At 69.1% G+C, this 26133-nt stretch carries 19 protein-coding genes; 6 read left to right on the forward strand and 13 right to left on the reverse strand.

The window, feature by feature from the left end; genetic code table 11:
• Positions 1-101 precede the first annotated feature (101 nt).
• The gene (locus tag J8N05_RS31740; protein WP_210888905.1) at positions 102-1388 is read left to right on the forward strand and encodes an HRDC domain-containing protein; all 1287 of its coding nucleotides are present in this window, start codon (positions 102-104) and stop codon (positions 1386-1388) included.
• Between the two features lie 104 nt (positions 1389-1492).
• Here the strand turns inward: J8N05_RS31740 and J8N05_RS31745 are convergent, their stop codons facing one another.
• Genes J8N05_RS31745 through J8N05_RS31755 form a run of 3 tightly spaced genes read right to left on the reverse strand, consistent with a single transcriptional unit; the run spans position 1493 to position 4604 of the window.
• A complete protein-coding gene (locus J8N05_RS31745; protein WP_210888906.1) occupies positions 1493-2341 on the reverse strand; it encodes a carbohydrate ABC transporter permease in 849 nt (282 codons plus the stop codon).
• Entirely contained in the window at positions 2338-3288 is a 951-nt protein-coding gene (locus J8N05_RS31750) for a carbohydrate ABC transporter permease (protein WP_210888907.1), read from the reverse strand. Before J8N05_RS31750 ends, J8N05_RS31745 begins: the two co-directional genes overlap by 4 nt.
• Positions 3288-4604, reverse strand: coding sequence for an ABC transporter substrate-binding protein (locus J8N05_RS31755; RefSeq protein WP_210888908.1), 1317 nt, complete (start codon positions 4602-4604; stop codon positions 3288-3290). Before J8N05_RS31755 ends, J8N05_RS31750 begins: the two co-directional genes overlap by 1 nt.
• Positions 4605-4775: 171 nt before the next feature.
• On the opposite strand from J8N05_RS31755, the gene J8N05_RS31760 reads away from it, so the two are divergent.
• The 4 genes from J8N05_RS31760 to J8N05_RS31775 all read left to right on the forward strand — a co-directional run bounded on the left by J8N05_RS31760 (position 4776) and on the right by J8N05_RS31775 (position 11930).
• Positions 4776-7199, forward strand: coding sequence for a glycoside hydrolase family 2 protein (locus tag J8N05_RS31760; protein ID WP_210888909.1), 2424 nt, complete (start codon positions 4776-4778; stop codon positions 7197-7199).
• Positions 7196-8227, forward strand: a complete 1032-nt coding sequence (locus J8N05_RS31765; RefSeq protein ID WP_210888911.1) for a LacI family DNA-binding transcriptional regulator — start codon at positions 7196-7198, stop codon at positions 8225-8227. The genes J8N05_RS31760 and J8N05_RS31765 overlap by 4 nt, the downstream gene beginning before the upstream one ends.
• A gap of 353 nt (positions 8228-8580) precedes the next feature.
• Entirely contained in the window at positions 8581-9807 is a 1227-nt protein-coding gene (locus tag J8N05_RS31770) for a thiolase family protein (RefSeq protein ID WP_107022155.1), read from the forward strand.
• On the forward strand, positions 9804-11930 hold the full coding sequence (locus tag J8N05_RS31775) for a 3-hydroxyacyl-CoA dehydrogenase NAD-binding domain-containing protein (RefSeq protein WP_210888913.1): 2127 nt from the start codon (positions 9804-9806) through the stop codon (positions 11928-11930). Before J8N05_RS31770 ends, J8N05_RS31775 begins: the two co-directional genes overlap by 4 nt.
• A gap of 195 nt (positions 11931-12125) precedes the next feature.
• Here the strand turns inward: J8N05_RS31775 and J8N05_RS31780 are convergent, their stop codons facing one another.
• Positions 12126-13157 (reverse strand): hypothetical protein, encoded by a 1032-nt coding sequence (locus J8N05_RS31780; RefSeq protein WP_210888915.1) that lies wholly within the window; start codon positions 13155-13157, stop codon positions 12126-12128.
• Positions 13158-13214: 57 nt separating this feature from the next.
• Between J8N05_RS31780 and J8N05_RS31785 the strand changes: the two genes are divergently transcribed.
• Positions 13215-13589, forward strand: coding sequence for a PIN domain-containing protein (locus J8N05_RS31785; RefSeq protein WP_210888917.1), 375 nt, complete (start codon positions 13215-13217; stop codon positions 13587-13589).
• A gap of 13 nt (positions 13590-13602) precedes the next feature.
• Here the strand turns inward: J8N05_RS31785 and J8N05_RS31790 are convergent, their stop codons facing one another.
• The 9 genes from J8N05_RS31790 to ngcE form a co-directional block, all read right to left on the reverse strand.
• Positions 13603-15096, reverse strand: a complete 1494-nt coding sequence (locus tag J8N05_RS31790; RefSeq protein ID WP_210888919.1) for an amino acid permease — start codon at positions 15094-15096, stop codon at positions 13603-13605.
• A gap of 179 nt (positions 15097-15275) precedes the next feature.
• Positions 15276-17210, reverse strand: a complete 1935-nt coding sequence (dxs, locus tag J8N05_RS31795) for a 1-deoxy-D-xylulose-5-phosphate synthase (protein WP_210888921.1) — start codon at positions 17208-17210, stop codon at positions 15276-15278.
• Positions 17211-17508: 298 nt separating this feature from the next.
• Positions 17509-18801, reverse strand: a complete 1293-nt coding sequence (locus J8N05_RS31800; RefSeq protein WP_210888923.1) for a sugar ABC transporter permease — start codon at positions 18799-18801, stop codon at positions 17509-17511.
• Complete coding sequence (locus J8N05_RS31805) at positions 18798-19589, reverse strand: ATP-binding cassette domain-containing protein (RefSeq protein ID WP_189777611.1); 792 nt, start codon at positions 19587-19589, stop codon at positions 18798-18800. The genes J8N05_RS31800 and J8N05_RS31805 overlap by 4 nt, the downstream gene beginning before the upstream one ends.
• Positions 19590-19809: 220 nt before the next feature.
• On the reverse strand, positions 19810-20916 hold the full coding sequence (locus tag J8N05_RS31810; RefSeq protein ID WP_210890525.1) for a substrate-binding domain-containing protein: 1107 nt from the start codon (positions 20914-20916) through the stop codon (positions 19810-19812).
• A gap of 133 nt (positions 20917-21049) precedes the next feature.
• A complete protein-coding gene (locus tag J8N05_RS31815; protein ID WP_210888926.1) occupies positions 21050-22249 on the reverse strand; it encodes an ROK family transcriptional regulator in 1200 nt (399 codons plus the stop codon).
• 194 nt (positions 22250-22443) lie between these two features.
• Positions 22444-23361: a carbohydrate ABC transporter permease gene (locus J8N05_RS31820; RefSeq protein ID WP_210888927.1), complete on the reverse strand. Its 918-nt coding sequence runs from the start codon at positions 23359-23361 to the stop codon at positions 22444-22446.
• 37 nt (positions 23362-23398) lie between these two features.
• The gene (locus tag J8N05_RS31825) at positions 23399-24322 is read right to left on the reverse strand and encodes a carbohydrate ABC transporter permease (RefSeq protein ID WP_210888928.1); all 924 of its coding nucleotides are present in this window, start codon (positions 24320-24322) and stop codon (positions 23399-23401) included.
• A 91-nt stretch (positions 24323-24413) separates the two neighbouring features.
• The gene (ngcE, locus tag J8N05_RS31830) at positions 24414-25862 is read right to left on the reverse strand and encodes an N-acetylglucosamine/diacetylchitobiose ABC transporter substrate-binding protein (protein WP_210888929.1); all 1449 of its coding nucleotides are present in this window, start codon (positions 25860-25862) and stop codon (positions 24414-24416) included.
• Positions 25863-26133 lie beyond the last annotated feature (271 nt).

A 26133-nucleotide genomic window follows, 5' to 3' on the forward strand; every position in this document is an offset into this window, starting at 1 on the left:
CGATGCAGGATTCACCGACCTGACTGGTTTACGACCCTCTGACGCCCGTCGACGGAACGTTCCGTCGACGGGCGTCTGTCATACACAGATACCCTTGACAGGTGACCGACGCCCAAGAGACCGCAGCAGACAGTTCACTGCGAACCACCGGAGGCGCTCCTCCGGACGACGTCGAACCGGCGCCGATCCCTTTGCTGGAGCCCCGCGACGGAATTCCGCCGGTGATCACCGACGAGGACGCCCTCGCCGAGACGATCGCCGCGTTCGCGGCCGGCACCGGCCCCGTCGCCGTCGACGCCGAGCGCGCGTCCGGCTACCGCTACGGCCAGCGCGCGTATCTGGTGCAGCTGCGCCGCGAGGGGGCCGGTACCGCGCTCATCGACCCCGTCGCCTGCCCCGACCTGTCCGGCCTGGGCGAGGCGCTCTCCGGGGTCGAGTGGGTGCTGCACGCGGCCACCCAGGATCTGCCGTGTCTGCGGGAGATAGGTATGGTCCCCAGCCGCCTGTTCGACACCGAGCTGGCCGGCCGGCTCGCCGGGTTCCCGCGGGTCGGGCTCGGCGCGATGGTCGAGGGCGTCCTGGGCTTCGTACTGGAGAAGGGGCACTCGGCCGTCGACTGGTCGACCCGCCCGCTGCCCGAGCCGTGGCTGCGCTATGCCGCGCTCGACGTGGAGCTGCTCGTCGACCTGCGGGACGCGCTGGAGAAGGAGCTCGACCGGCAGGGCAAGCTGGAGTGGGCCCGCGAGGAGTTCGACGCGATCGCCTCGGCGCCCCCGCCGGAGCCCCGCAAGGACCCGTGGCGCCGTACGTCGGGCATGCACAAGGTGCGCCGCCGCCGGCAGATGGCCGTCGTACGGGAGCTGTGGGAGACCCGGGACCGGGCGGCGCGCCGCCGGGACATCTCGCCGGGCAAGATCCTCGGCGACGGGGCGATCGTCGAGGCCGCGCTGGCCGTACCGGCCAACGTGCACGCGCTCGCCGCGCTGAACGGCTTCGGGCACCGTATGGGCCGGCGTCAGCTGGATCAGTGGCAGGCGGCCGTGGACCGGGCGAAGGAGCTCCCCGACGCCGAGCTGCCGCAGCCGGGGCAGCCGCTGGCCGGGCCGCCTCCGCCGCGCGCCTGGGCCGAGAAGGATCCGGCCGCCGCGGCGCGGCTGTCGGCGGCGCGGGCCGCGGTGTCCGCGCTGGCGGAGACGCTCAGCATGCCGCAGGAGAACCTGATCACTCCGGACACGGTTCGGCGGGTCTGCTGGGAGCCGCCGGCCGCTCCGGACGCGGCGTCCGTCGCGGCTGCGCTTGCGGGGTACGGGGCTCGCGCTTGGCAGGTTGCGCAGGTGACGCCTGTGCTTGTTGCTGCGCTGGCGGTGAAGGCCAAGACCAAGGAGTAGGTCCGGCCTTCTCTGGAGCGCCTCTCGCCGGGGGTGGTGCGGAGGGTTTGCGACCGACCGTGCGTCGTGGCCGGTCGCGCAGTTCCCCGCGCCCCTTGCGGGGCTTACTTCGTCGCGCCCCTCGTGAAGCCGTTGTAGATGTAGCGCTGGAGGAACAGGAACACCAGCAGCGTGGGGAGGATGACCAGGACCGCTCCTGCCGAGATGTTCTCCCAATGTGCTCCGAACGGGCCCTTGAAGCGGAACAGGGACGTTGAGATCACGCCAAGATCCTCGGACGGCATGTAGAGGAACGGGATGTAGAAGTCGTTGTAGACGGTGATCCCCTTCACGATGACCACCGTCGCGATCGCGGGCTTCAGCAGCGGCAGGATGATCTTCCGGTAGATCGTGAAGGCGTTCGCGCCGTCGAGCCGGGCGGACTCGTCGAGCGAGACGGGGATCGACCGGACGAACTGCAGGAAGATGTAGATCGAGACGATGTCCGTGCCCATGTAGAGCACGATCGGCGCCCAGCGGCTGTCGAACATGCCGAAGCTGTCGACGATCTGGAAGGTCGCCACCTGGGTGGTGACCCCGGGTACGAGCGTGGCGACCAGGAACAGTGCGACGACCAGCTTCCTGAAGCGGAAGGTGTAGCGGTCGATCGCGTAGGCCGCCATCGATCCGATGATCACCGTGCCGGTGACGGAGAAGAGCAGGATGAACGCGGTGTTCCCGAACGCGGAGAGCATCCGGCCGTCCTGGAAGGCCGTCACGTAGTTGTCGAAGTTCAGCGGGTCGTCGGGGAGTTGCAGCGCCCCGCTGTCGTCCGCCATCTCCTTTTCCGACTTGAGGGAGGTCAGCAGAACGACGAGGAGCGGCAGCAGAACGACCACGCTCGCGGCGATCAGCGACAGATAGGTGAGGGTCCGGGCGACCCCACCGCGCGAGACGCGGGGCATACGGCTCATACGAGATCCACCTTGTCGTCCGGGACGAGGCGCCGCTGGACCCAGGTCACCGCCAGGATGATCAGGAGCAGGACGACCGCGGCCGCCGAGGCCAGCCCCGTCTTGTTGAACTGGAAGGCCAGCTTCACCGTCTGGATCACGAAGGTCTCCGTGCCGGTCGCGCCGCCGGTCATGATGAACGGCACCTCGAAGGCGGACAGCGAGCCGGAGATGGAGAGGATGACGGTCAGGCTGAGTACGGGCCTGATCCCGGGCGCGATGATGTACCGGAACTGGTGCCAGCGGTTCGCCCCGTCCAGCTCGGCGGCCTCGTACAGCTCTCCCGGGACGGCCTGGATCGCGCCGAGGAACAGGACGAAGTTCAGGCCCAGGTAGCGCCAGACGGAGACCCCGGCCAGGGAGACGTTCGCGGAGACCGGGGTGCCCAGCCAGGCACGGTCGGAGTGGACACCGAGCAGGCCCAGGACCGAGTCGAGGGTGCCGCCGTCCTGGAAGAAGTAGAGGAAGACGAAGCCGATCGCCACCCCGTTGATCAGGTACGGGAAGAAGAGCACGCCCTTGAAGAAGTTCCGGAAGCGCACGTTGAAGCTCAGCACGGTCGCGAAGTAGAGCGCGACGACGATCTGCACGGCGGACGCGGCCAGGTAGTAGCCGCTGACGAAGAAGACCTCGAACAGCTCGGGGCGGGTGAAGAGTTCGACGTAGTTCCCGGCGCCCGTCCAGCTCAGCTCGGGGCTGACGCCGTCCCAGTCGGTGAAGCTGTACGCGACCATGTTGGCGACCGGCGCGTACGTGAACGTGATCAGCAGGACCAGCGGGGCGGCGAGGAACAGCCACGGGGTGAGGCCCCGCCGCAGACGCAGCCGGCGCGGGGCACGGGAGCGCGCCGGGCGGCCGGCGACAGCGGCCTCCTTCGGCCGCGCCGCCTTCTCGGTCGTGTCCGTCATCAGGACCCCGTGGACTTCCGTGCCTCTTCCCAGCGCTCGCCGAGGTCGCCGAGGAAGTCGTCGAGGCTGCCCTTCCTGGCGCCGCGGGCGAGGTCGACGAGGTCCTGGCGGTAGTCCGGCTTGTAGAGGCCCACCTCCGACCGGTTGTCGATCTCCTTGACCTCCGCGCCCTTCGCGTCGTCCAGCTCGATGAGCTTCACGCCCTTGTCCGTGTACGGCTGGAGCACCTCGGGCAGCGGGGCGCCCTTGACCGGGGAGAGGGTCAGGTTGTCGGCCGCGTAACCGGACTTGTCGGTGAACCAGTCGATCCAGGCGCGGGCCGCCGCCTTGTGGTCGGAGTTGATGTTGACGGCCTGGTTGTAGTCGGGCGACATGGTCGCGCAGAACGTCCCGTCCCGCTGGGCCGGGAAGGGCATGAAGCCGATGTCGTCCGGGTTCGCGCCGGCCTGCTGCGCCGCCGCCCGGAACTGGGTGATCGCCCAGGAACCGAGCCACATCGTGGCGATGTCACCCTTGGCCAGCTTGGGCTTCGAGCCTTCCCAGTTGGTGGTCGTCGGGTCCTTCTCGATCAGCCCGCCGCGCACGATGTCGTACAGCAGGGTGTCGGCGACGCGCAGGTCCTCGCCCTTCGCCCACGGGTCGCCCTCGGCGAGGCGGGACGTCGCCTGCGGATCGCAGCTGACCGCGCCGTCCATGTACGTCCACTGCGTCAGCGGCCACATGTCCTTGAAGTTCGTGTAGTACGGGATCGCGTCGGTCTTCGCCTTGACGGCCTTGAGACCGGCGACGAACTCGGCCGGTGTGGTGGGCCAGTCGGTGATCCCGGCCTCCTCCCAGACCCGCTTGTTGTAGAGGAAGCCGGGCAGGGCCCCCATCGGGCTCTGCCCGTAGACCTTGCCGTCGACCGTGGTGAAGTCGGTGAACAGGTACTTCTTCGCGCGGTCGGTCTTCGCGCCGAGGGACGCGAAGAACCTGGGGTAGTCGTTCTTCTTGATCACGGCGGGGATCATCAGCACATCGCCGTAGTTCTCGGTGTTCATCCGGATCTTGACCTCGCCCTCGTAGTCCGTGAGGGCGTCGAACTCGACCTTGACCTTCGGATAGGTCTTGTTGAATTCGGCCGCGTATTTCTTCATCGTGCCGTCCTGCACGAGGTCGGTCCGGTGCGTGAGGACCTTGATCGTGCCGGACACCTTGGCCGGGTCGTCGGGGGCCTCGGCGTCCGCGCCCTTCGACGTGCCTCCGCTCCCGGTACAGCCCGCGGCCAGCAGTGCGGCGGCGAGGAGGGATCCGGCGATCTTCGTGCGGTGGTTCATCTTCACCAGCTCCGTTCAGGGACGGATGAGCACGAGGGGGATGGCTGGTTCCGCACTCTGACAGCCGGTACTAAACCGGTAAAGTCCTTATTTCGCCAAGGATCGAGAGGCATTATCACCGCCATTACCGCCGTCCGGACAGCATTGGCCTATACCGGTTTAGGAGTGCGCATGCTGGATGTCACGCCGATCCACGAGGGATGGGTCCTGCGGCACGACGGGGCCGGACTCCCGGCCACGGTGCCGGGCTGCGTCCATACGGATCTGCTGGCGGCGGGGGTCGTCCCGGACCCGTTCCTCGGGCGCGGCGAGACCGAGGTGGCGTGGGTGGGGCGGCGCGACTGGCTGTACGAGACGACGCTCGCTCCGGCGCCGGGCGGGCACGAGCGGACCGACCTCGTCTTCGACGGCCTGGACACGGTCGCCGAGGTCCGGCTCGACGGCCGACTCCTGGGCACGGTACGGAACATGCACCGCTCGTACCGCTTCGACGTCACGGGGCTCGGCGGGCGGCTCTCGGTCCACTTCCGGTCCGCGTACGGCGAGGCGGAGGCGGTGCGCGGACGGCTCGGCGAGCGGCCGAACGCCTACCCCGAGCCCTTCCAGTACCTCCGCAAGATGGCCTGCTCCTTCGGCTGGGACTGGGGCCCGACCCTGGTGACGGCCGGCATCTGGAAACCGGTCCGCCTTGAGCACTGGACGACGGCCCGGATGGCACGGGTGCGCCCCCTGGTGACGGTCGAACAGGGCCTGGGGGTCGTCGAGTTGCATGTGGAGGTCGATCGGTCACGGGCGGAGGCCGGACTGACGCTGAGCGCCCGCGTCGGCGGGGTCGGGGCGGCCGTGGACGTCGTCGGCACGAGCGCGGTCGTACGCGTCGAGGTGCCGGACGCCGACCTGTGGTGGCCGCGCGGCTACGGCGAACAGCCCTTGTACGAGGTCGAGTTGATCCTCTCCGACTCGGGCGGGCCGTTGGACTCCTGGAATCGTCGCGTCGGCTTCAGGACCGTCGAGCTGGACCGGCGCGAGGACGAGCACGGCTCCGGGTTCACCTTCGTCGTCAACGGCGAGCGGCTCTTCGCACGGGGCGTCAACTGGATCCCGGACGACGCCTTCCCCTCCCGGATCACCCGCGAGCGCTACCGCACCCGGCTGACCCAGGCGGCCGACGCCGGCGTGGACCTCGTACGCGTATGGGGCGGCGGCCTCTACGAGAGCGAGGACTTCTACGACGCCTGCGACGAACTGGGCCTGCTGGTCTGGCAGGACTTCCCCTTCGCCTGCGCCGCCTACCCGGAGGAGCAGCCCCTGCGCGGCGAGGTGGAGGCCGAGGCGCGCGAGAACGTCGTACGGCTGATGCCGCATCCCTCGCTCGTGCTGTGGAACGGCAACAACGAGAACCTGTGGGGCTTCCGGGACTGGGACTGGGAGCGGCGGCTGGCCGGGGAGTCGTGGGGCGAGGGCTACTACCTCGGGCTACTGCCGCGCTTGGTCGCCGAGTTGGACCCGACCCGGCCGTACACGGCGGGCAGCCCCTGGTCGGGCTCCTGGGACCACCACCCCAACGACCCCGCCCACGGCACCCATCACTCGTGGGAGGTGTGGAACCGGCGGGACTACGCGGACTACCGTCTCGAAGTCCCGCGCTTCGCGGCCGAGTTCGGCTGGCAGGCACCGCCCGCGTACGCCACGCTGCGGCGCGCCCTGCCCGGCGAGGTGCTCGCGCCCGACTCCCCCGGCATGCTGCACCACCAGAAGGCCGACGACGGCAACGGAAAGCTGGCGCGCGGGCTCGCCCGGCACTTCGCCGTGCCCGAACAGGGCTTCGGCGAGGCCGACTTCGACCGGTGGCACCACCTCACCCAGGTGAACCAGGCACGGGCCGTCGCCACCGGCATCGAGCACTGGCGCTCGCACTGGCCGGTGTGCGCGGGCACGATCCTCTGGCAGCTCAACGACTGCTGGCCGGTGACCAGTTGGGCGGCGATCGACGGGGACGGCCGCGAGAAGCCGCTCTACCACGAGCTGAAACGGCTGTACGCGGACCGCCTGTTGACGCTCCAGCCGCGTCCGGACGGACTCGTACTGGCGGCGGTCAACCAGTCGGCCGAGGCGTGGGAGTGCCGGGTGGTGCTGCGGCGGATGTCGGTGGAGGGCGCTGTGGTGGCGGAGGCCCCGGTGGAGGTGGCGGCGGGGGCACGGGCGGTCGGTGACCTGCGGGTGCCGGAGGATCTTGTGCCGGTGGGGCCCAAGGAGTTCCTGGTGGCGGACGGGGACGGAGCTGTGGGCGGGGGCCCGGGTGGGCTGCGGGCGTTGTACTTCGCTGCCGCCGACCATGAGATCCCGTACCCCCGGCCGCGGTTCGACGTCTCGGTCGCCGCAGCGGGAGAGGTCACGGTCACCGCCCGTACGCTCGTACGGGATCTGCTGCTGCAGGCCGACCGGCTGTCACCCGGCGCCTCGGCCGACCGGGGGCTCGTCACACTGCTCCCCGGGGAACGGGTGACGATCGGCGTGCGGGGCTGGGAGACTCCGGGGGATCCGGACGCGGAGACCGTACGCTCCGCCCTGTACTGCGTGGAGCCCGCACGATGACGACACCGTCCCGCGTCACGATCAAGGACGTCGCGGCCCGCGCCGGGGTGTCCAAGGGAGCCGTGTCGCTCGCCTTCAACCACAAACCGGGGCTGTCCGAGGCGACCCGGGACCGGATCTTCGAGGCCGCCCGCCAGCTGGGCTGGGCGCCGAACCTCGCCGCGCGGTCGCTGGCCGGGCGGCGGGTGGACGTGGTGGGACTCGCGATCTGCCGGCCGGCGAGGCTGCTCGGGCTCGAACCGTTCTACATGGAGTTCGTCTCGGGCGTGGAGAGCGTGCTGACCGAGCACTCGTGCTCGCTGCTGCTGCGGCTCCTGCGGACGGTGGAGGAGGAGGTCGGGCTCCAGGACTCCTGGTGGCGGGGCAAGCACGTGAGCGGGTCGATCCTGGTGGACTTCCGGGCGGACGATCCGCGGGTGGCCGCCGTCGAACGGCTCGGGATGCCCGTCGTGGCCGTCGGGCACCCCTCGCTGACCGGCGGACTCACCTCCGTGTGGACCGACGACGCGAGTGCCGTCACGGAGGCCGTGCGGTATCTCGCGGCGCTCGGGCACCGGAGGGTCGCGCGGGTGGGCGGGGCGGCGGCGCTCGGGCACACGGCGATCCGTACGGCCGCGTTCGACGCGGCGGCGCGGGGGCTGGAGCTGGACGGGGCGTGGCAGGTGGCGACCGACTTCTCCGGGGAGGCGGGGGCGCGGGCCACGCGGTCGCTGCTTACCGCGTCCGCCTCGGACCGGCCGACGGCGATCGTGTACGACAACGACATCATGGCGGTGGCGGGGCTGTCCGTGGCGTCCGAGATGGGGCTGTCGGTGCCGGCTGATGTGTCGCTGCTGGCGTGGGACGACTCGCAGCTGTGCCGGTTGACGCATCCGACGTTGTCGGCGATGAGTCATGACGTGCACGGGTTCGGGGCGGAGGTTGCTCGAACGTTGTTCGGCGTCATCACGGGTGGGGAGGGTGGGGGTTCTCACCCGGTACCCACACCGGTGCTGACCCCCCGGGGGTCCACGGCGCCGCCGGGGTGAGGGTCCGCGGTTGAGGGTGCGGGTCCGGTGGGGGCTGGTCGCGCAGTTCCCCGCGCCCCTGAAAAACGGGGCTGCGCCCCGGTTTTTCGGCCCCTCGGGGGCCCCGGGAACTCCGCGCCCAGCCACGACGCACCCGTCTTCAGGGGCGCGAGGAACTGCGCGGCCAGCCACGGCGGGCCCGCAGATGTCACGGGCCAGGCGCCCTGGGCCGCGGGTGCGGCCACACTGGAAGTGTGACCTTCGCCGCTCCGGGCCCCGGGACTGGGCAGCTACGTTACCCGTAAGTAGCATGGGTCCTGAGCGCGCGCTCAGCGCATCGCAGTAGTGCAATCCGCATCTGGAGGAGAGCCATCGTGCCTCGTACCGTCAGGGACGTCGTCTTCGTCGACGGCGTCCGCACCCCGTTCGGCAAGGCGGGCCCGAAGGGCATCTACCACGAGACCCGCGCCGACGACCTCGTCGTGAAGGCGATCCGGGAGCTGCTGCGCCGCAACCCCGGACTCGACCCGAAGAAGATCGACGAGGTCGCCATCGCCGCGACCACGCAGATCGGCGACCAGGGCCTGACGCTGGGCCGCACGGCCGGCATCCTCGCCGGGCTGCCCCAGTCCGTGCCCGGCTACTCGATCGACCGCATGTGCGCCGGCGCGCTGACCGCCGTGACGACCGCGGCCGGCTCCGTCGCCTTCGGCGCGTACGACGCCGTCATCGCGGGCGGTGTCGAGCACATGGGCCGCCACCCCATGGGCGAGGGCGTGGACCCCAACCCGCGCTTCGTCAGCGACAAGCTCGTCGACGAGTCGGCCCTCTTCATGGGCATGACCGCGGAGAACCTGCACGACCGCTACCCCACGATCACCAAGCAGCGCGCCGACGAGTACGCCGTGCGCTCGCAGGAGAAGGCCGCCAAGGCGTACGCCAACGGCAAGATCCAGCAGGACCTGGTGCCGATCTCGGTGCGCAACACCAACGCGGAGGTCGGTGAGACGGGCTGGGGCCTGGTCACCGCCGACGAGCCGATGCGCCCGGGCACCACCCTGGAGAACCTGGCCGGCCTCAAGACCCCGTTCCGTGTGCACGGCCGGGTCACCGCCGGCAACGCGGCCGGTCTGAACGACGGCGCCACCGCCTCGATCATCGCGTCCGAGGAGTTCGCCCGCGAGCACGACCTGCCCGTGCGGATGCGGCTCGTCTCGTACGCCTTCGCGGGCGTCGAGCCGGAGGTCATGGGCTACGGCCCGATCCCGGCCACCGAGAAGGCCCTCGCGAAGGCCGGTCTGTCCATCGAGGACATCAACCTCTTCGAGATCAACGAGGCCTTCGCCGTCCAGGTCCTCGCGTTCCTGGAGCACTACGGCATCGCCGACGACGACGCGCGCGTCAACCAGTACGGCGGCGCCATCGCGTACGGCCACCCGCTGGCCTCCTCCGGCGTCCGGCTGATGACGCAGCTGGCCCGCCAGTTCGAGGAGCAGCCGGAGGTCCGTTACGGCCTCACCACCATGTGCGTCGGCTTCGGCATGGGCGCCACGGTGATCTGGGAGAACCCGCACCACAAGGACGCCGGAGGCGACAAGTGAGCACCACTGAACTCCTGAAGGGCGCAGCGGAGCTGTTCCCCGACGAGGTCGTGACGTCGGCGCACGTACGCCACCTCGACCTGCCGTTCAACGCGGGGCGCTTCGCGCTCATCACGCTGGACAACGGCTTCGACCACACCAAGCCGACCACCTTCGGCCCGGCCTCGCTGGCGAACCTCGACGCCGCGATCGACCAGGTCGAGAAGGAGGCCTCGGCGGGCGAGATCATCGGCGTCGGTGTCACCGGCAAGCCGTTCATCTTCGCCGTCGGCGCGGACCTCAAGGGCGTCGAGCTGCTCAAGGAGCACAAGGACGCGCTCGCCATCGGCAAGGGCGGCCACGAGGTCTTCAAGCGGCTGTCCGCGCTCGCGGTGCCGACCTTCGCGTACTACAACGGCGCGGCCATGGGCGGCGGTGTCGAGGTCGGTCTGCACTGCAGCTACCGCACGGTCTCCGCGTCCCTGCCCGCCTTCTCGCTCCCCGAGGTCTTCCTCGGTCTGGTGCCCGGCTGGGGCGGCTGCGCCCTCCTGCCGAACCTGATCGGCGCCGACAAGGCCGTCTCGGTGATCATCGAGAACTCGCTCAACCAGAACAAGCAGCTCAAGGGCGTGCAGGTCTACGAGCTGGGCATCGCCGACGCGCTCTTCGAGGGCGCCGACTTCCTTGAGCAGTCGCTGATCTGGACGGCGTCCGTCCTCAAGGGCGAGATCGTCGTCGACCGCCCGGTCATCGACCGCGGCGAGGCCTGGGACCAGGCCGTCGCCAAGGGCCGCTTCATCGCGGACAGCAAGGTGCACGGGGCGGCCCCGGCCGCGTACCGCGCGCTCGACATCATCGCCGCCGCGAAGAACGGCGACCTGCAGCAGGGCTTCGACGCCGAGGACAAGGCGCTCGCCGACCTGATCATGGGCGGTGAACTGCGCGCCGGCATCTACGCGTTCAACCTGGTGCAGAAGCGCGGCAAGCGCCCCGCCGGTGCCCCGGACAAGTCCCTGGCGCGTCCGGTCACCAAGGTCGGTGTCGTCGGCGCCGGTCTGATGGCCTCGCAGCTCGCCCTGCTCTTCCTGCGCCGCCTTGAGGTGCCGGTCGTGCTGACCGACATCGACCAGGAGCGCGTCGACAAGGGTGTGGGCTACGTCCACGCCGAGATCGACAAGCTGCTCGGCAAGGGCCGTGTCAACCAGGACAAGGCCAACCGCCTCAAGGCCCTGGTCACCGGTGTCCTGGACAAGGCCGAGGGCTTCTCCGACGCCGACTTCATCATCGAGGCCGTCTTCGAGGAGATCGGCGTCAAGCAGCAGGTGTTCGCGGAGGTCGAGGCGGTCGCCCCGGCGCACGCGATCCTCGCCACCAACACCTCCTCGCTGTCGGTGACCGAGATGGCGTCGAAGCTCAAGAACCCCGAGCGGGTCGTGGGCTTCCACTTCTTCAACCCGGTCGCGATCCTCCCCCTCCTGGAGATCGTGCGGGGCGAGGCGACGGACGACGCCTCGCTCGCGACCGCCTTCGGTGTCGCCAAGAAACTCAAGAAGACCGCGGTCCTGGTGAAGGACGCCCCGGCGTTCGTCGTGAACCGCATCCTCACCCGCTTCATGGGCGAGATCCAGAACGTCATCGACGAGGGCACGCCGGTCGCGGTCGCCGAGAAGGCGGTCGAGCCGCTGGGGCTGCCGATGTCTCCGCTGGTCCTCCTTGAGCTGGTCGGTCCGGCGATCGGTCTGCACGTCTCCGAGACGCTCAACCGGGCCTTCCCCGACCGTTTCACGGTCTCGCCGAACCTCGCGGCGGTCGTGAAGGCGGGCAAGCGCGGCTTCTACGTGTACGACTCCGGGAAGCCGGAGCTCGACCCCGAGGTCGCCGCGCTGCTGAAGCAGGGCGACTCCGTCCTGGACGAGGAGCAGGTCCGGGTCCGTGTCCTCGACGCCGTCGCTCAGGAGATCGGGCTCATGCTCGACGAGGGTGTCGTGGCCGAGGCGCAGGATGTCGACCTGTGCCTGATCACGGGTGCGGGGTGGCCCTTCCACCTCGGTGGCCTCACGCCGTACCTGGACCGTGAGGGTGTCTCCCAGCGCGTGAACGGCAAGCGGTTCCTGTCCCCGGGAGTGGCGTCGGTCCCGGCGTAGCTTTTCTCGCCCCCGCCGCCCCTACCCGACCCGTCACTGACTCGGGGGCCAGCCCCCGAACCCCCGCTTCTCAAACGCCGGAGAGGCTACCCACTCAGCCCGTCCGGCGTTTGAGGACGAGCGCGAAGCGCGATAGGGGGGCGAGGGGCGCAGCCCCATGCGTGGACGGGAACGGGTAGGGGCGGCGGGGGCGGATCACATGGTCTGCCAGGGCTCCAGGGCCAGACCTGGTTCCGGTTTGCGGTGGGTGTGGAGCAGCGTGCCCGTGGACGGCGCGAGGGTCGCCGCGACCACCCGCCCCTCCTCGTCCTCGGCGAGCGCCACCACCGCGTCGGCGGGCAGCTGAGGACCCGAGTCGGTCCACCACGCCCCCGCCGACTCCTGCTCCGTGGGATACGCCGCGAACGCGACCCGCCCACTCGCGGACCGCTGCGCGAGCAGCGTGCAGTCGACGCCGTCGAGCGTGCAGCGGATCGCGGACACCGCCCCGGGCCCCGCGCAGCCGAGGAGTTCCACCGGCTCCGCGCCGGCCCGCCACGCGCACACCGTGTCGTTCTCGTCCGTGTAGAACAGCGTCACGTGCTCGTCGGAGGTGGTCAGCGCCCGCAGGGTGCCCGGCCGGACCGCCACCTTCAGGGGCTCCTCGTCGAGCGCGGGGATGTGGCCGGGCCCCGCCTGCGTCCAGCGCAGGATGCCGGCCGGCGTGGCCGCGTACAGCTCGACGAGTCCGGACGCGCGGGTGACGGCGGCGAGTTCGCCGGTGACCTCGCGGCCCTTGAGGTCGCGCCAGGGGCCCCAGCCCCCGCGCTCCTTCTGGCCGCGCATGCTGACCCCGCCGCCCTTGTTGCGTACGAAGACGTGCGCGCGGCCCTCGGCGTCCACGGTGACGGCCGGTGGGCCGGTCTGGCCGCCCTTGGAGTTGGGGTGCCCGAGCGGGTTCCAGTCGAGGGCGGCGAGGTGCGGCCTGAAGTGGGTCGAGTGGACGAGTCCCGCCTCCCCGGCGACGGTGGGCCGCCAGGAGACCAGGTGGGCGTAGGAGTCGGTTCCCTGGCCCACGGCGAGCACCGGGTTGACGCGCTGGTCGCCGCCGACCGCGCGCGGTGCCGTCCAGGGGCCGCCGGGACGCTGCTCGGCCCAGCACCACACCGCTTCCTGCAGTGGAGCGTAGGCGCTGAGTCTGCCGTCCCGGCCGCGTATGAGCCAGGTGCCGTTGAGTGTGCGGGCCATTGACACTCCCCCACTCTAATCGGGTCGTGTGATCGCCCTCCGTGCGACCCTGGCCCTATGGACGCAGCCCCGCTCGTGATCGTCGACGCCGCCAATGTGGTGGGGTCCGTCCCCGACGGCTGGTGGCGCGACCGCCGGGGCGCCGCGGAGCGGGTACGGGACCTGCTCGTGCCGTACGCCGACGAAGGGCTGCCGGGGCGGCCGGGGCCCCTGGAGCTGGTCCTCGTGGTCGAGGGCGGCGCCCGGGGCGTGACGTCCGTGCCCGGGGTACGGGTCGAGGCGGCGCCCGGCAGCGGGGACGACCGGATCGTGGAGCTGGTCGCCGAACACCCGGACCGCGCGCGCCTGGTGGTCACGGCGGACCGGGAACTGCGGCGCAGGGTCGGGGAGTTGGGCGCCGAGGTCACGGGCCCGAGGACCGTACGCCCGTGACCCCGACCACCGGCTAGGGGGCTTCGACCGCCTTCTCGTCGCGGCCGAGGCGGCTGTGCGAGCGGCCGTACAGGAAGTACACGAGGAAGCCGAGGGCCATCCAGATGCCGAACCGCAGCCAGGTCTCGGCGGGCAGGTTCAGCATCAGCCACAGGGAGGCGAGGACCGAGACGATCGGCAGGATCGGGACCAGCGGGGTGCGGAAGGCGCGGGGCAGGTCCGGGCGGGTGCGGCGCAGGATGATCACGCCGACCGCGACCACGACGAACGCGAACAGCGTCCCGATGTTCACCAGTTCGGCCAGCTCGCTCAGGCTGGTGAAGCCGGCGACGATCGCGATGATCACGCCGAGCAGGATGGTCGGCCGGTGCGGGGTCCTGAAGCGCGGGTGGACGTGCGAGAAGAAGCGCGGCAGCAGTCCGTCGCGGCTCATCGCGAAGAAGACCCGGGTCTGGCCGAGCAGCAGGATCATGCAGACGGTCGTGAGTCCGACGGCGGCGCCGAAGCTGATGAAGCCCGCGTACCAGGGATGTCCGGTGGCCTTGAAGGCGTCGGCGAGCGGGGCGTCCACGGACAGGTCGGTGTAGTGCTGCATACCGGTCACGACGATCGACACCGCCACGTACAGCGTCGTACAGATGAGGAGTGAGCCGAGGATGCCGCGGGGCATGTCCCGCTGGGGGTTCCTGGTCTCCTCGGCGGCCGTGGCGACGACGTCGAAGCCGATGAAGGCGAAGAAGACGACGGAGGCGGCGGTGAAGATGCCCATCACGCCGAAGTTCGAGGGTGCCCAGCCGAACATCAGCTGGACGAGCGGCGAGTCGAGGCCGCTGCCCGCCTCCACGGGCTTCGCCTTCGGGACGAACGGGTCGTAGTTGTCGCCCTTGACGAAGAAGGCACCGGCGATGATCACGACGAGGACGACGGTCACCTTGACGGCGACCACGACGGCGGTGACCCGCGCGGAGAGCTTCGTACCGACCACGAGGATGCCGGTGAGCACCAGGACGAGGGCGGCGGCGAGGATGTCGAAGCCGAAGCCGTCGGCCCCCTCCCGGCCGCTGAGCGCCGCGGGCAGGTGCCAGCCCGCGTTGTCGAGCAGCGAGGCGATGTAGCCGGACCAGCCGACCGCGACCACCGCGGTGCCGAGCGCGAACTCCAGCACGAGGTCCCAGCCGATGATCCAGGCGGGCAGTTCACCGAGGGAGGCGTACGAGAAGGTGTACGCGGAGCCGGCCACCGGGACGGTGGACGCGAACTCGGCGTAGCAGAGCGCGGCGAGCGCGCAGACCACCCCGGCCACGACGAAGGCCAGGGCGACGGCGGGACCGGCGTTGTTCTTGGCGACCGTGCCGGTGAGGACGAAGATGCCGGTGCCGATGATGACACCGACCCCGAAGACGGTCAGATCCAGGGCGGACAGGGATTTCTTGAGCGCGTGCTCCGGTTCCTCGGTGTCCTGGATGGACTGCTCGATCTTCTTCGTCCTGAAGAGGGTGTTGCTCACGGGCGTACTCCCCACGCGTTGTCGTCCTCGACATGATCGAGAGGGTGCGTGGTCCGTGTGCCCCGGCACGTGGGGATTCACGCGGATGGGCCGGTTCAGCCACCGTAAAGGGTGCGGAACCGGCCCATGCGGGTGTGTCCGGGTGTGCCGATCGGGTGGATGTGCCGATCGGGCGGGTGTCAGTCTCGGGCGGGCTCCGGCGTGGCGTGGGCCTGGGCCTGGGCCTGGTCGTACCGTCCGTCGAGCTTGGAGACCAGTCCGGTGACCTGCCGGGCGATGTCCGGTGCGGTCAGTCCGATCTCGGCCATGACCTCCTTGCGGGAGGCGTGGTCGAGGAAGCGCGGCGGGATGCCGAAGTCGCGCAGGGGTACGTCCACGCCGGCGTCGCGCAGGGCCTGGGCGACCGAGGAGCCGACACCGCCGACGCGGGAGTTGTCCTCGACGGTGACGACCACGCGGTGCCGCTCGGCGAGCGGGGCCATGGCCTCGTCGACGGGTTTGACCCAGCGGGGGTCGACGACGGTGGTGGTGATGCCCTGCTGGTCCAGGAGAGCGGCGATCTCCAGGCACATGGGGGCGAGGGCGCCGACCGAGACGAGGAGCACGTCCGGGGTGTCGGTGCCGGGCTCGCGCAGGACGTCCATGCCGCCGACGCGGCCCACGGCGGGTACGGCCGGGCCGACCGCGCCCTTGGAGAAGCGGACCACGGTCGGCGCGTCCGTGACCTGGACGGCCTCGCGCAGCTGGGCGCGGACCTGGTCGGCGTCGCGGGGCGCGGCGAGCCTGAGGCCCGGCACGACCTGGAGGATCGACATGTCCCACATGCCGTTGTGGGAGGCGCCGTCGGTGCCGGTGACGCCGGCCCGGTCGAGCACGAAGGTGACACCGCACTTGTGCAGGGCCACGTCCATCAGGACCTGGTCGAAGGCGCGGTTGAGGAAGGTCGCGTAGACCGCGAAGACGGGGTGCAGTCCGCCGGTGGCGAGGCCCGCGGCGGAGACGGCGCCGTGCTGCTCGGCGATGCCGACGTCGTAGATGCGGTTCGGGAAGGCGTCCGCGAACTTCTTCAGGCCGACCGGCTGGAGCATGGCCGCCGTGATCGCGACGACGTCCTCGCGCTCCTTGCCGAGCGCGACCATCTCGTCGCCGAAGACGGAGGTCCAGTCGGCGCCCGAGGCCTTGACGGGCAGGCCCGTGTCGGGGTGGATGGGGCCGATGCCGTGGAAGCGGTCCGCCTCGTCGCTCAGGGCGGGCTGGTAGCCGCGGCCCTTCTCGGTGAGGCAGTGCACGATGACCGGGCCGCCGAAGCGCTTGGCGCGGGCGAGCGCGGACTCCAGGGCCTCCATGTCGTGCCCGTCGATGGGCCCGACGTACTTGAGGCCGAGGTCCTCGAACATGCCCTGCGGGGCGATGAAGTCCTTGAGGCCCTTCTTGGCGCCGTGCAGGGTCTCGTAGAGGGGCCTGCCGACGACGGGAGTGCGCTCCAGGAGGTCCTTGCCGCGGGCCAGGAAGCGCTCGTAGCCGTCGGTGGTGCGCAGGGTCGCCAGATGGTTCGCGAGGCCGCCGATGGTCGGTGCGTACGACCGCTCGTTGTCGTTGACGACGATGACGAGCGGGCGGTCCTTGGCGTCGGCGATGTTGTTCAGCGCCTCCCAGGCCATGCCGCCGGTGAGCGCCCCGTCACCGATGACGGCCACGACGTGGTGGTCGTCCTTGCGGAGCACCTCGTTGGCCTTGGCGAGGCCGTCGGCCCAGCCGAGGACCGTGGAGGCGTGGCTGTTCTCGATGACGTCGTGCTCGGACTCGGCCTGCGAGGGGTAGCCGGACAGGCCGCCCTTCATCTTGAGCTTCGAGAAGTCCTGGCGGCCCGTGAGCAGCTTGTGGACGTAGGACTGGTGTCCGGTGTCCCACAGGATCCGGTCCTTGGGGGACTCGAAGACGCGGTGCAGGGCGATGGTCAGCTCGACGACGCCGAGGTTGGGGCCGAGGTGGCCGCCGGTCTTGGACACCGCGTCGACCAGGAAGGTCCTGATCTCGTCCGCGAGCTGGTCCAGCTGCTCCAGGCTGAGCCGGTCCAGATCGCGCGGTCCCTTGATGCGGGTCAGCAGCGGCACCCGTGCCTCCTTGCGTGCGGTAGAGCGATAGAGCTTCCCGGGCCTGTCGAGTCTAATGTTCCGTCTTTCGCGCCGACGCCCGGGCTGTGCGTCATACATCACGCGATCGGCCGTAAATCCTCTTCCCTACCAAACCCCCCAACGAACACAAAAGTGCCCGACGCCACCATCGGCGCCGAGCACTTTCTCAGAGGGGCTACGCCCCTCAGGGGCGCGGGGAACTGCGCGACCAGCCAAAACGGACCCGCAGCCCCCCACGAACAGCAAGCCCCCCGACCTGAGGGGCAACCACGAATCCCTACGCGCGGCCAGCGGTTTTCTGCGTCTTGCGCGTGATCGAGTCGATGACGACCGTGGCCAGAAGCACACCACCAGTGATCATGTACTGGACCGGTGTGGCGATGCCCTCCAGGGCGAGGCCGTACTGGATCGAGGTGATCACCATGACACCGAGCAGCGCGTTCCACGTGCGGCCGCGGCCGCCGAAGAGGCTGGTGCCACCGATGACGGCCGCCGCGATGACGTTCATCAGAAGGTCACCCGCGCCCGCGCTCTGGTTGGCCGCGGCGATCTTCGAGGCCCAGAACAGACCGCCGACGGCGGCGAAGAAGCCCGCCAGGGCGAAGACCGAGACACGGACCGCCGTGACGTTGATACCGGCACGACGGGACGCCTCGACGCTGCCGCCGAGCGCGAAGATCTTGCGGCCGTAGCCGGTGCGGCGCAGGACGAAGTCGCTCAGGACCAGGACCAGGATGAAGAGCAGCAGTGCGAGCGGCAGGCCCTTGTACTGGTTGAACATGATCGCGGCGGCGAACGCCACGACCGCGAGCAGGGCGGTGCGCAGGATCAGGTCGCCCAGCGGCCGGGACGGGATGCCCGCGGCCTCGCGGCGGCGGCTGTCCAGGAAGCTGGTGACGAAGAAGAGCACCACGGCGACGATCGCGAGGCCGTAGGCGGCCGCGACGTCCGAGAAGTAGTACGTGGTCAGCTTGCCGACCACGCCGTCACCGTCGATGTTGATGGTGCCGTTCTCGCCCAGGATCTGGAGCATGAAGCCGAGCCAGAACAGCAGGCCGGCCAGGGTGACCGCGAACGCGGGGGCGCCGATGCGGGCGAAGAAGAAGCCGTGGAGCGCGCCGATGGCCGCACCGCTCGCGAGGGCGATGAGGACGGCCAGCCACTCGTTCACCCCGTGCGTGACGCTCAGTACGGCGGTGATGGCACCCGCCACACCGCTGACCGAGCCGACCGACAGGTCGATCTCGCCGAGCAGCAGCACGAAGATGATGCCGACCGACATCATGCCGGTGGCGACCATCGCGACGGCGATGTTGTTGAGGTTCTCGGCGGAGAGGAAGGCCGAGTTCAGGCTCTGGAAGATGATGCAGATGACGATCAGGCCGATGACGACCGGGACGGAGCCCAGGTCACCGCCCTTCATCTTGCGCTTGAACTCGCCGACGTAGCCGGCCAGGCCCTGCTCGCGCACGAGCAGCCGGGGGTCGACCACGGTCACCGCGTCGGCGGCGGCCTCGGGGTTCGCGACGGCGTGCTCGTCCGTGCTGGCGGAGGTCTTGTCGATGCTCACTTCTGAGCCTCCCCGTTGCTGCGCGCCGCACGGCGGGTCACGGCGTTGTCCGTGGCACCGGTGATGGCGGAGATGATCTCTTCCTGCGAGGTCGCCTTGACCTCGAAGACGCCGTTGTTGCGGCCGAGCCGGAGCACGGCCACCTTGTCGGCGACGGCCTTCACATCGGCCATGTTGTGGCTGATGAGCAGGACGGCGTGGCCGCGCTCGCGCAGCCGCTCGACCAGGTCGAGGACCTGGGCGGTCTGCTCGACACCGAGGGCCGCGGTGGGCTCGTCGAGGATGACCAGCTTGGGCTCGCCGAGCATGGAGCGGGCGATGGCCACGGTCTGGCGCTGACCGCCGGAGAGCGAGGCGATCGGGATGCGCACGCTGGGGATGCGGATCGACAGCGTCTGGAGCAGTTCGCGCGAGCGGCGCTCCATCTCGACCTCGTCCAGGATGCCGCGCTTCTTCAGCTCACGGCCCAGGTAGAGGTTGCCGACGACATCGATGTTGTCGCACAGCGCGAGGTCCTGGTAGACCGTCGCGACACCCAGGTGCTGGGCGTCGTGCGGCTTGTTGATCTGGACGGCCTTGCCGTCCCATTCGATGACACCCTCGTCGATCGGGTGCACGCCGGCGATCGTTTTCACCAGCGTGGACTTTCCGGCGCCGTTGTCGCCGACCAGGGCGACCACCTCACCGGCGTGGACCTCAAGCTCTACGTCGGTGAGCGCCTGAACGGCACCGAATCGCTTCGAGACCCCGCGCAACGCCAGAACAGGCGTAGCGGACACGTTAACCATCTCCTTCGCCGCCTGACCCGGCGGGAGGTTGTGCAGAAGAGTTTGGGGGGGTGGAAGTGTTCCGTCCGGCGCCCCGCCCTAGCTGCGGGGCTGGTGGTTGCGGGGCGCCGGAGGGGCTTCGGGTACGACCGTCCCTCATGGACCGATTTTCGCGGACCACAGGCCCGTACGGGAATTCAGTGGTGCGAATTCCCGTACGCGGTAAGGGACTTGCCATGACCTAGTTGAGGCCGGCCTTGCTGCAGGCGGACTTGAACTTGGCGGTGCAGATCTCGTCGATCGTGTAGATGCCGTCCTTGATGACGGTGTCGTTGATGTTGTCCTTGGTCAGCGAGACGACCGGGACGAGCACCGACGGGACGCCCTTGGTGGTGGGGCTGTCGACCGAGTCCTTGGCGATGGAGTCGAGCTTCTCGCCCTTGGCGAGCGCGACGGCCATCTGCGCGGCGACGTCGGCCTCCTGCGGGTAGGACTTGTAGACGCTCATGAACTGGTCGCCCGAGACGATGCGCTGCACACCCGCCAGCTCCGCGTCCTGGCCGGTCACGGGCGGCAGCGGGGAGACGCCCGCGGCCTTGAGGGCGGTGATGATACCGCCGGCCATGCCGTCGTTGGCGGAGTAGACGCCGACGATCTTGTCCTTGCCGATCGCCGAGATGGCGCCTTCCATGTTGGCGTTGGCGTTCTCCGGCTTCCACTCCTTGGTGTCGTACGACTTGGCGATGTCCACCTTGCCGTCGAGCTGGGAGAGGGCGCCCTTCTTGAAGAGGGCGGCGTTCGGGTCGGTGACCGCGCCGTTCATCATGACGATCTTCGCGGAGGGCTTGGCCTTGTCGCCCAGGGCCTCCAGGAGCGCCTTGCCCTGCACGCGGCCGACCTCTTCGTTGTCGAAGGAGGTGTAGGCGTCGATCGGGCCCTCGGCGAGGCGGTCGTACGCGACGACGGGGATGCCGGCGTCCTTGGCCTTCTTCACGCCGTTGGCGATGGCCTTGGAGTCCACCGCGTCCACGATCAGCACGTCCACCTTGTTGGTGATCATCGTGTCGACCTGCTGGGACTGCGTGGTGGCGTCCTGCTTGGCGTTGGCGTAGACGATCTCGCCCTTGTTGTTCGTGAGCTCCTTGACCTTCTTCTCGATCAAGGGCTTGTCGAACTTCTCGTACCGCGCGGTCTGGTTCTCCGGAAGGAGGAGGCCGACCTTGATGTTGTCGCCCTTGGCGGCGGACTTCGTGGAGTCGCTCTTGTCGCCGGACTCCTCGGCGCTGCCACAGGCAGCCAGCGAGACGGCCATCGCACCAGCGGCAACGGCAAAGGCGGCGCGACGCATACGCGTGTTCACTTCAGAAACCTCCCTGACGAGGCCGCGACGTTGCGGCCGAGGTGGCTGGAAGTCAACTCGGCCGCACGTGCGACGTCAAGAAGTAAATCCTTAACGGAATGGCAACGCTGCCATCCGTTCTCTAAGTGAAGGCAGGTGTTACAGCAGTGAGCGATCCGTCCAAAAGGGTTGAATCGCCCATCTCGCCGAGTGCGAGGGCGAGTGCCCCGAGGACCTCCGCCCGACCGCCAAGTGCCCCTGGCAGAACGGATAGTTGACGCGCCGCACTGGGGATCGCATAGCGGCCGACGGACTCCCTGATGGGTCCCAGCACGAGCTCTCCGGCCTCGGCGAGATCACCGCCGAGCACCACCCGGCTCGGATTGAGCAGGTTGCACAGATTCGCCACTCCACTGCCGATATGTCGGCCGACGTCGGCGATCACCCGACGGCAGCCAGGGTCTCCGTCCCGCGCCAGCCGTACGACACCTTCCATGGTCAGATCCGTGCCATGACTGGACTGGAGGAGCGGCAGCACATAGCGCGCCGCCGCGAAGGTCTCCAGGCAGCCGCGGTTTCCGCAGCGGCAGACCGGGCCGGACTCATCAAGAGTAATATGCCCGATTTCTCCCGCTGTGCCACCCGGGCCGCGGTAGATCTTGCTGTTGATCACGAGCCCGGCGCCGACACCGCTGGCCACCTTGATGTACGCCAGGTCACGGACGCCCCTGCCGCTCCCCCAGACGAGTTCCCCGAGGGCTCCGAGGTTGGCGTCGTTGTCGACGTGCACGGAGACCCCCAGACGCCCCTGGAGCTCCTCCGCGGGCTTGGTGCCGGTCCAGCCCGGCAGGATCGCGGTGGAGCCGAGCGTCCCGGACTCCACGTCGATCGGCCCGGGTACGCCGAGACCCACCCCGGCGACCTTGGAGCGCTCCACGCCGGTGGCCGCGATCAGGCGGTTGACCAGCTGTTCCGCCCGGTCGAAGCCCTGCGCGGCGGACGCGTCCACATCGAGCGGCTCGGACTCCTCGGCCAGCACCTGGTGGGCGAGGTTGCCGACCGCGACCCGCAGATGCGTATGGCCGAAGTCGACGCCGATGACGATGCCGGCGTCACCGCTCAGGCTGACGCTGCGGGCCCTTCGGCCACCGGCCGAGGTGGGCGTGACCTCGACCGTCCCGCCGTCCTTCAGCTCCCGCACGATGTTGGAGACCGTGGCCGCGGACAGGCCCGTCGTCCTCGCGATCTCCGCCTGCGTGAGCGACCCGGCCAGGCGCACCGCGCGTACGACCCGTTCGAGATTGGCTCGGTGCAGCGACGACTGCGACCCCGGAGTCTCCACGACGACCTCCTGCGTACGGGGTCGCCTCGGTGAGACCCCGTCTATGTCCAACTAGTGAACTCTAAGCAGAGCCGTTGGCGTCGACTCCCGTCAAGAGGTTGAGCAAGAGAGGGGCCTGCCGGCGCCCGTGCCGCGAGGGTGGCCCCGGCTCCATTCCGGGACCACCCTCGCAAACCGAACCGATGACCCGTCCGTTACTTGAGCGCTCCCGCGGTCAGCCCCTGCACGACCTGGCGCTGGAAGACGATGTACGCGGCCAGCACGGGCAGCATCGCCATCACGAGGCCCGCGAACAGCCCGGACCAGTCGCCCTTGTAGCCCTGGCTGACGGCGAGCTGGACGAGGCCCTGGGTGAGCACCTTGTTCTCCGGCTCGGTGTTGAGCACCGTCGGCAGCAGGTACTGGTTCCACTGCCCCAGGAAGTTGAAGATGGTGATGCTGATCAGGCCGGGCTTGGCCATCGGCAGCATCACCTGGAAGAACGTCCTGGTGTGCGAGGCGCCGTCCACGAAGGCCGCCTCGGCCACCGAGGTCGGCAGGGTGCGGAAGAACGACGTCATGAAGAACACGGTGAACGGCAGCGAGTAGCCGATGTAGACCAGGATCAGTCCGGGCAGCGTGTTCAGCAGGGAGAGGTTCTGCATGACGTAGAACAGCGGGACCAGCGCCAGGATGATCGGGAAGCTCATCCCTCCGATGAAGAGGAAGTAGATGAAGCGGTTCCCGGGGAACTCGAAGCGCGCGAGGACGTACGCCGCCATGGAGCCCAGCAGCATGGTGCCGAGGAGCGAGAACCCCACCACGATGATCGTGTTGAGGAAGTAGTCGCTCATGTTCGCCTCGGTCCAGGCGCGCGACCAGTTGTCGAAGTGCAGCGAGTCCGGCAGCGCCCAGGGCGAGCTGAAGATCTCCTTGTCCGTCTTGAAGGAGGTCATCACCGCCCAGAGCAGCGGCATCGCGACCATGAACGCCCAGAGGATCAGGAAGCCGTGCGAGAAGACGTTGAGCGTCCTGCCGGTGGCCTTCTCCTTCGGCGCGGCTGCGGGCGCCGTCTTGGCGACGGGTGGCCGCTCCCCCGTGGTGTCGGCGGGAGGCGTGTCGGTCGTCTTCATGCGTGGCCTCCTCGCGGCTCGGTGAACTCGGTGCGCATCAGTACTCCAGCCGCTCGCGCCGGCCCAGCTTCATCACGACCGCCACGAACAGCAGCGTCACGAAGAGCAGGGCGACACCGATCGTCGTCGCGTAGGCGGCCTGGCCGTCGCGGAACGCCTTCTGGTAGACGTACAGCGGCAGGACGGTCGTCGAGTAATCGGGACCGCCGGGGCCCACGGTCATGATCTGCACGACCGCGAAGGACTCCGCGCCGAGCGCCAGGATGCCCACGTAGGCCCAGCCGGACTGCACGGTGTCCCAGAGCAACGGCAGGGTGATCCTGAAGAAGGTCGTGATGCGGTTCGCGCCGTCCAGCAGCGCCGCCTCGTAGTAGTCCTTGGGGATGGAGGCCATTCCCGCGGAGAAGAGCACCACGAAGAATCCGACGGTGCACCAGACCAGGACCGCGAAGATGCACCACAGGGCGAGGTCCGGGTCGCCGAGCCAGTCGGGCTGCACGCTCTCCAGACCGATCGCCTTCAGGAAGGAGTTGATCGCACCGCTGTTGGGGTTGTAGGCGAACTGGAACAGCAGCGCGACGATCGCGATCGACAGCACCTGCGGAAAGAAATAGACCACCTTGTAGAAGGCGGATCCGCGTACACCGGCGATCGCGGCATTCTTCCGGCGCCGTCCGCCGACATTGAGCATGAAGGCGAAGAACAGCGCCATGGTGAGGGTCACCAGCGGCAGCAGCACGACCAGCATCACGCTGTGCTGCAACGACTTCCAGAAGACCTCGTCGTCCAGCAGTCTCGTGTAATTCTTGAAGCCCACCATCTTGAACTCGGGGCTGAGACCGCTCCAGTCCGTGAACGAGTAGTAGATGGACTGGATGAAGGGCCAGATGACGAACAGGCCGTAAATGGCCAGGGGGGCCGTCAAGAACCCCACGATGAAACGGTATTTGCCGTGTTGCATTCCTACCGACCCGATCTTCCCGCGGGGGCTGCCGTCGACGCCGCACAACGACGGCCGGGGCCCCGGACACCGCCCGGGACCCCGGCATCGCTCACTGGTGCTTGTAGTGCTGGATGCTGTCGTCCTTGGCCGCCTCGTCGGCGTAACCCTGGATCTTCTTGATGGCCTCGACCGGGGTGAGGCGTCCGGCCATCATCTCGCCGAGGCCGCCGACGCCGATCTTCTCCTTCTGGAGCGCCACGTACCAGTCCTGGATACGCGGGTTGACCACGTTGTCGCCGGCCTTGTCCAGGGCCGCGACACCGGACTTCAGACCCGGCGTCAGCTCGATGCCGTCGGTGCCGCCGTTGAAGGCGGTCAGCGACTTGACCGACGAGGTGAAGTTCTTCGACGAGGCCTCGCCGAGCATGATGCGCAGCTGCTCCATGCCGCCCTCGCTGTTCTTGGCCTTCGCGGGGACGATGAAGGGCTCGCCGCCGGACGCCCAGATGGTGCCGAAGGGCATCTTGTCCGAGCTGTCGATGCCGCTGGGCGCGTTCACCGCGAGGTCGAAGTCCTTCGGCATGGTCTTCGCCGCCTCGTTCTCCACCCAGGAGCCGTTCGGGATGAAGAGCGCCTTGCCCTCGGTCCAGGCGGTCTGGGACTGGATGTGGTCCAGGCCCGGGGTGCCCTTGAGGATGTAGCCCTTCTTGTAGAGCTCGTAGTACGCCTCGAAACAGGTCTTGACGGCCGGGTGCTTCCAGGCGTTCGGCTCCAGGTTGTCGATGGCGTCCAGGACCTCACGGCCGCCGACCTTGGCGATCATCGGGTAGAGCGAGAAGGGGACGTAGTACGGGTACTTGCCCGCGTACGTCCAGCCCGCGATGCCCTTCTTCTTCGCCTTGGCGCAGACCGCGAGCATGTCGTCCCAGGTCTCCGGGTACTCCGCGTCCAGGCCGTCCAGCGCCTTCTGGGAGTACCACACGCCGTAGACGGTGTACGCGTAGTACATGATCCAGACCGGGTCGCCGTCGAACTGGCCCATCTCGACGATTCCGGGGCGCAGGGTGTCGCGGACCTTCTTGGCCGGGTCGTCGATGGACGGCGCGTCCAGCAGCGGGGTGAGGTCGGCGAGCTGCTTCTTGCCGACCAGGACGCCCATGTCCATCTGCTCGGCACCCGAGTTGTCGATCAGGTCCGGCGGGGTCCCCTGGTTGAAGCGCGGCTGCAGGACCGACTGGATCTTCTGGGTCGAGGAGAACTTGACCTTCGCCTTGGGGAAGTTCTTCTCGTAGACCGCCTTGGCGTCCTCGGCGTACTGCGTGCCGAAGCCACCGTCGAAGATCACGATCTCCAGCGGCGCGCTCTCGTTGACGGCGAGCGGGTTCTCCTTGGTCTTCTTGCCCTTGTCGACCTTCTCGTCGCCACCGCTGTCGCCGCTGGCGCACGCGGACAGAAAGCCCATCGTGGGTACGGTGATCAGACCGAGCGCGGCGGACCGCTTGATCAGGTCGCGCCGGCCGACACCCTCGCGGTCGTTGTGTGCGGAAGTGGATCCCATGCTCAAGTCCTCGCCTTCTTCAGGACTCAGGCGGTGAACCGGACCCTCCCCGGCACCGCGGTCGGTACTGCATTACCCGGGGGAAACCCCCGGTCCCCCGGCAGGAAAAACAGGTCGGACGAACTGCCCGGCGCTTGAGCGAGGGAACATCAGTAGAGCTGGATCGTGCCTGGAATACCGGTAACCGCAGGAATGCGCGGCACGTCGCTGTTGGCCGCGCCCCCTCGTCTGCCGGCGACTTCCTGCCCGCGACCGGTCGAACGATCGGGCG

Origin of the sequence: Streptomyces liliiviolaceus, from assembly GCF_018070025.1 — a bacterium.
In the GTDB taxonomy this organism is placed as follows: domain Bacteria; phylum Actinomycetota; class Actinomycetes; order Streptomycetales; family Streptomycetaceae; genus Streptomyces; species Streptomyces liliiviolaceus.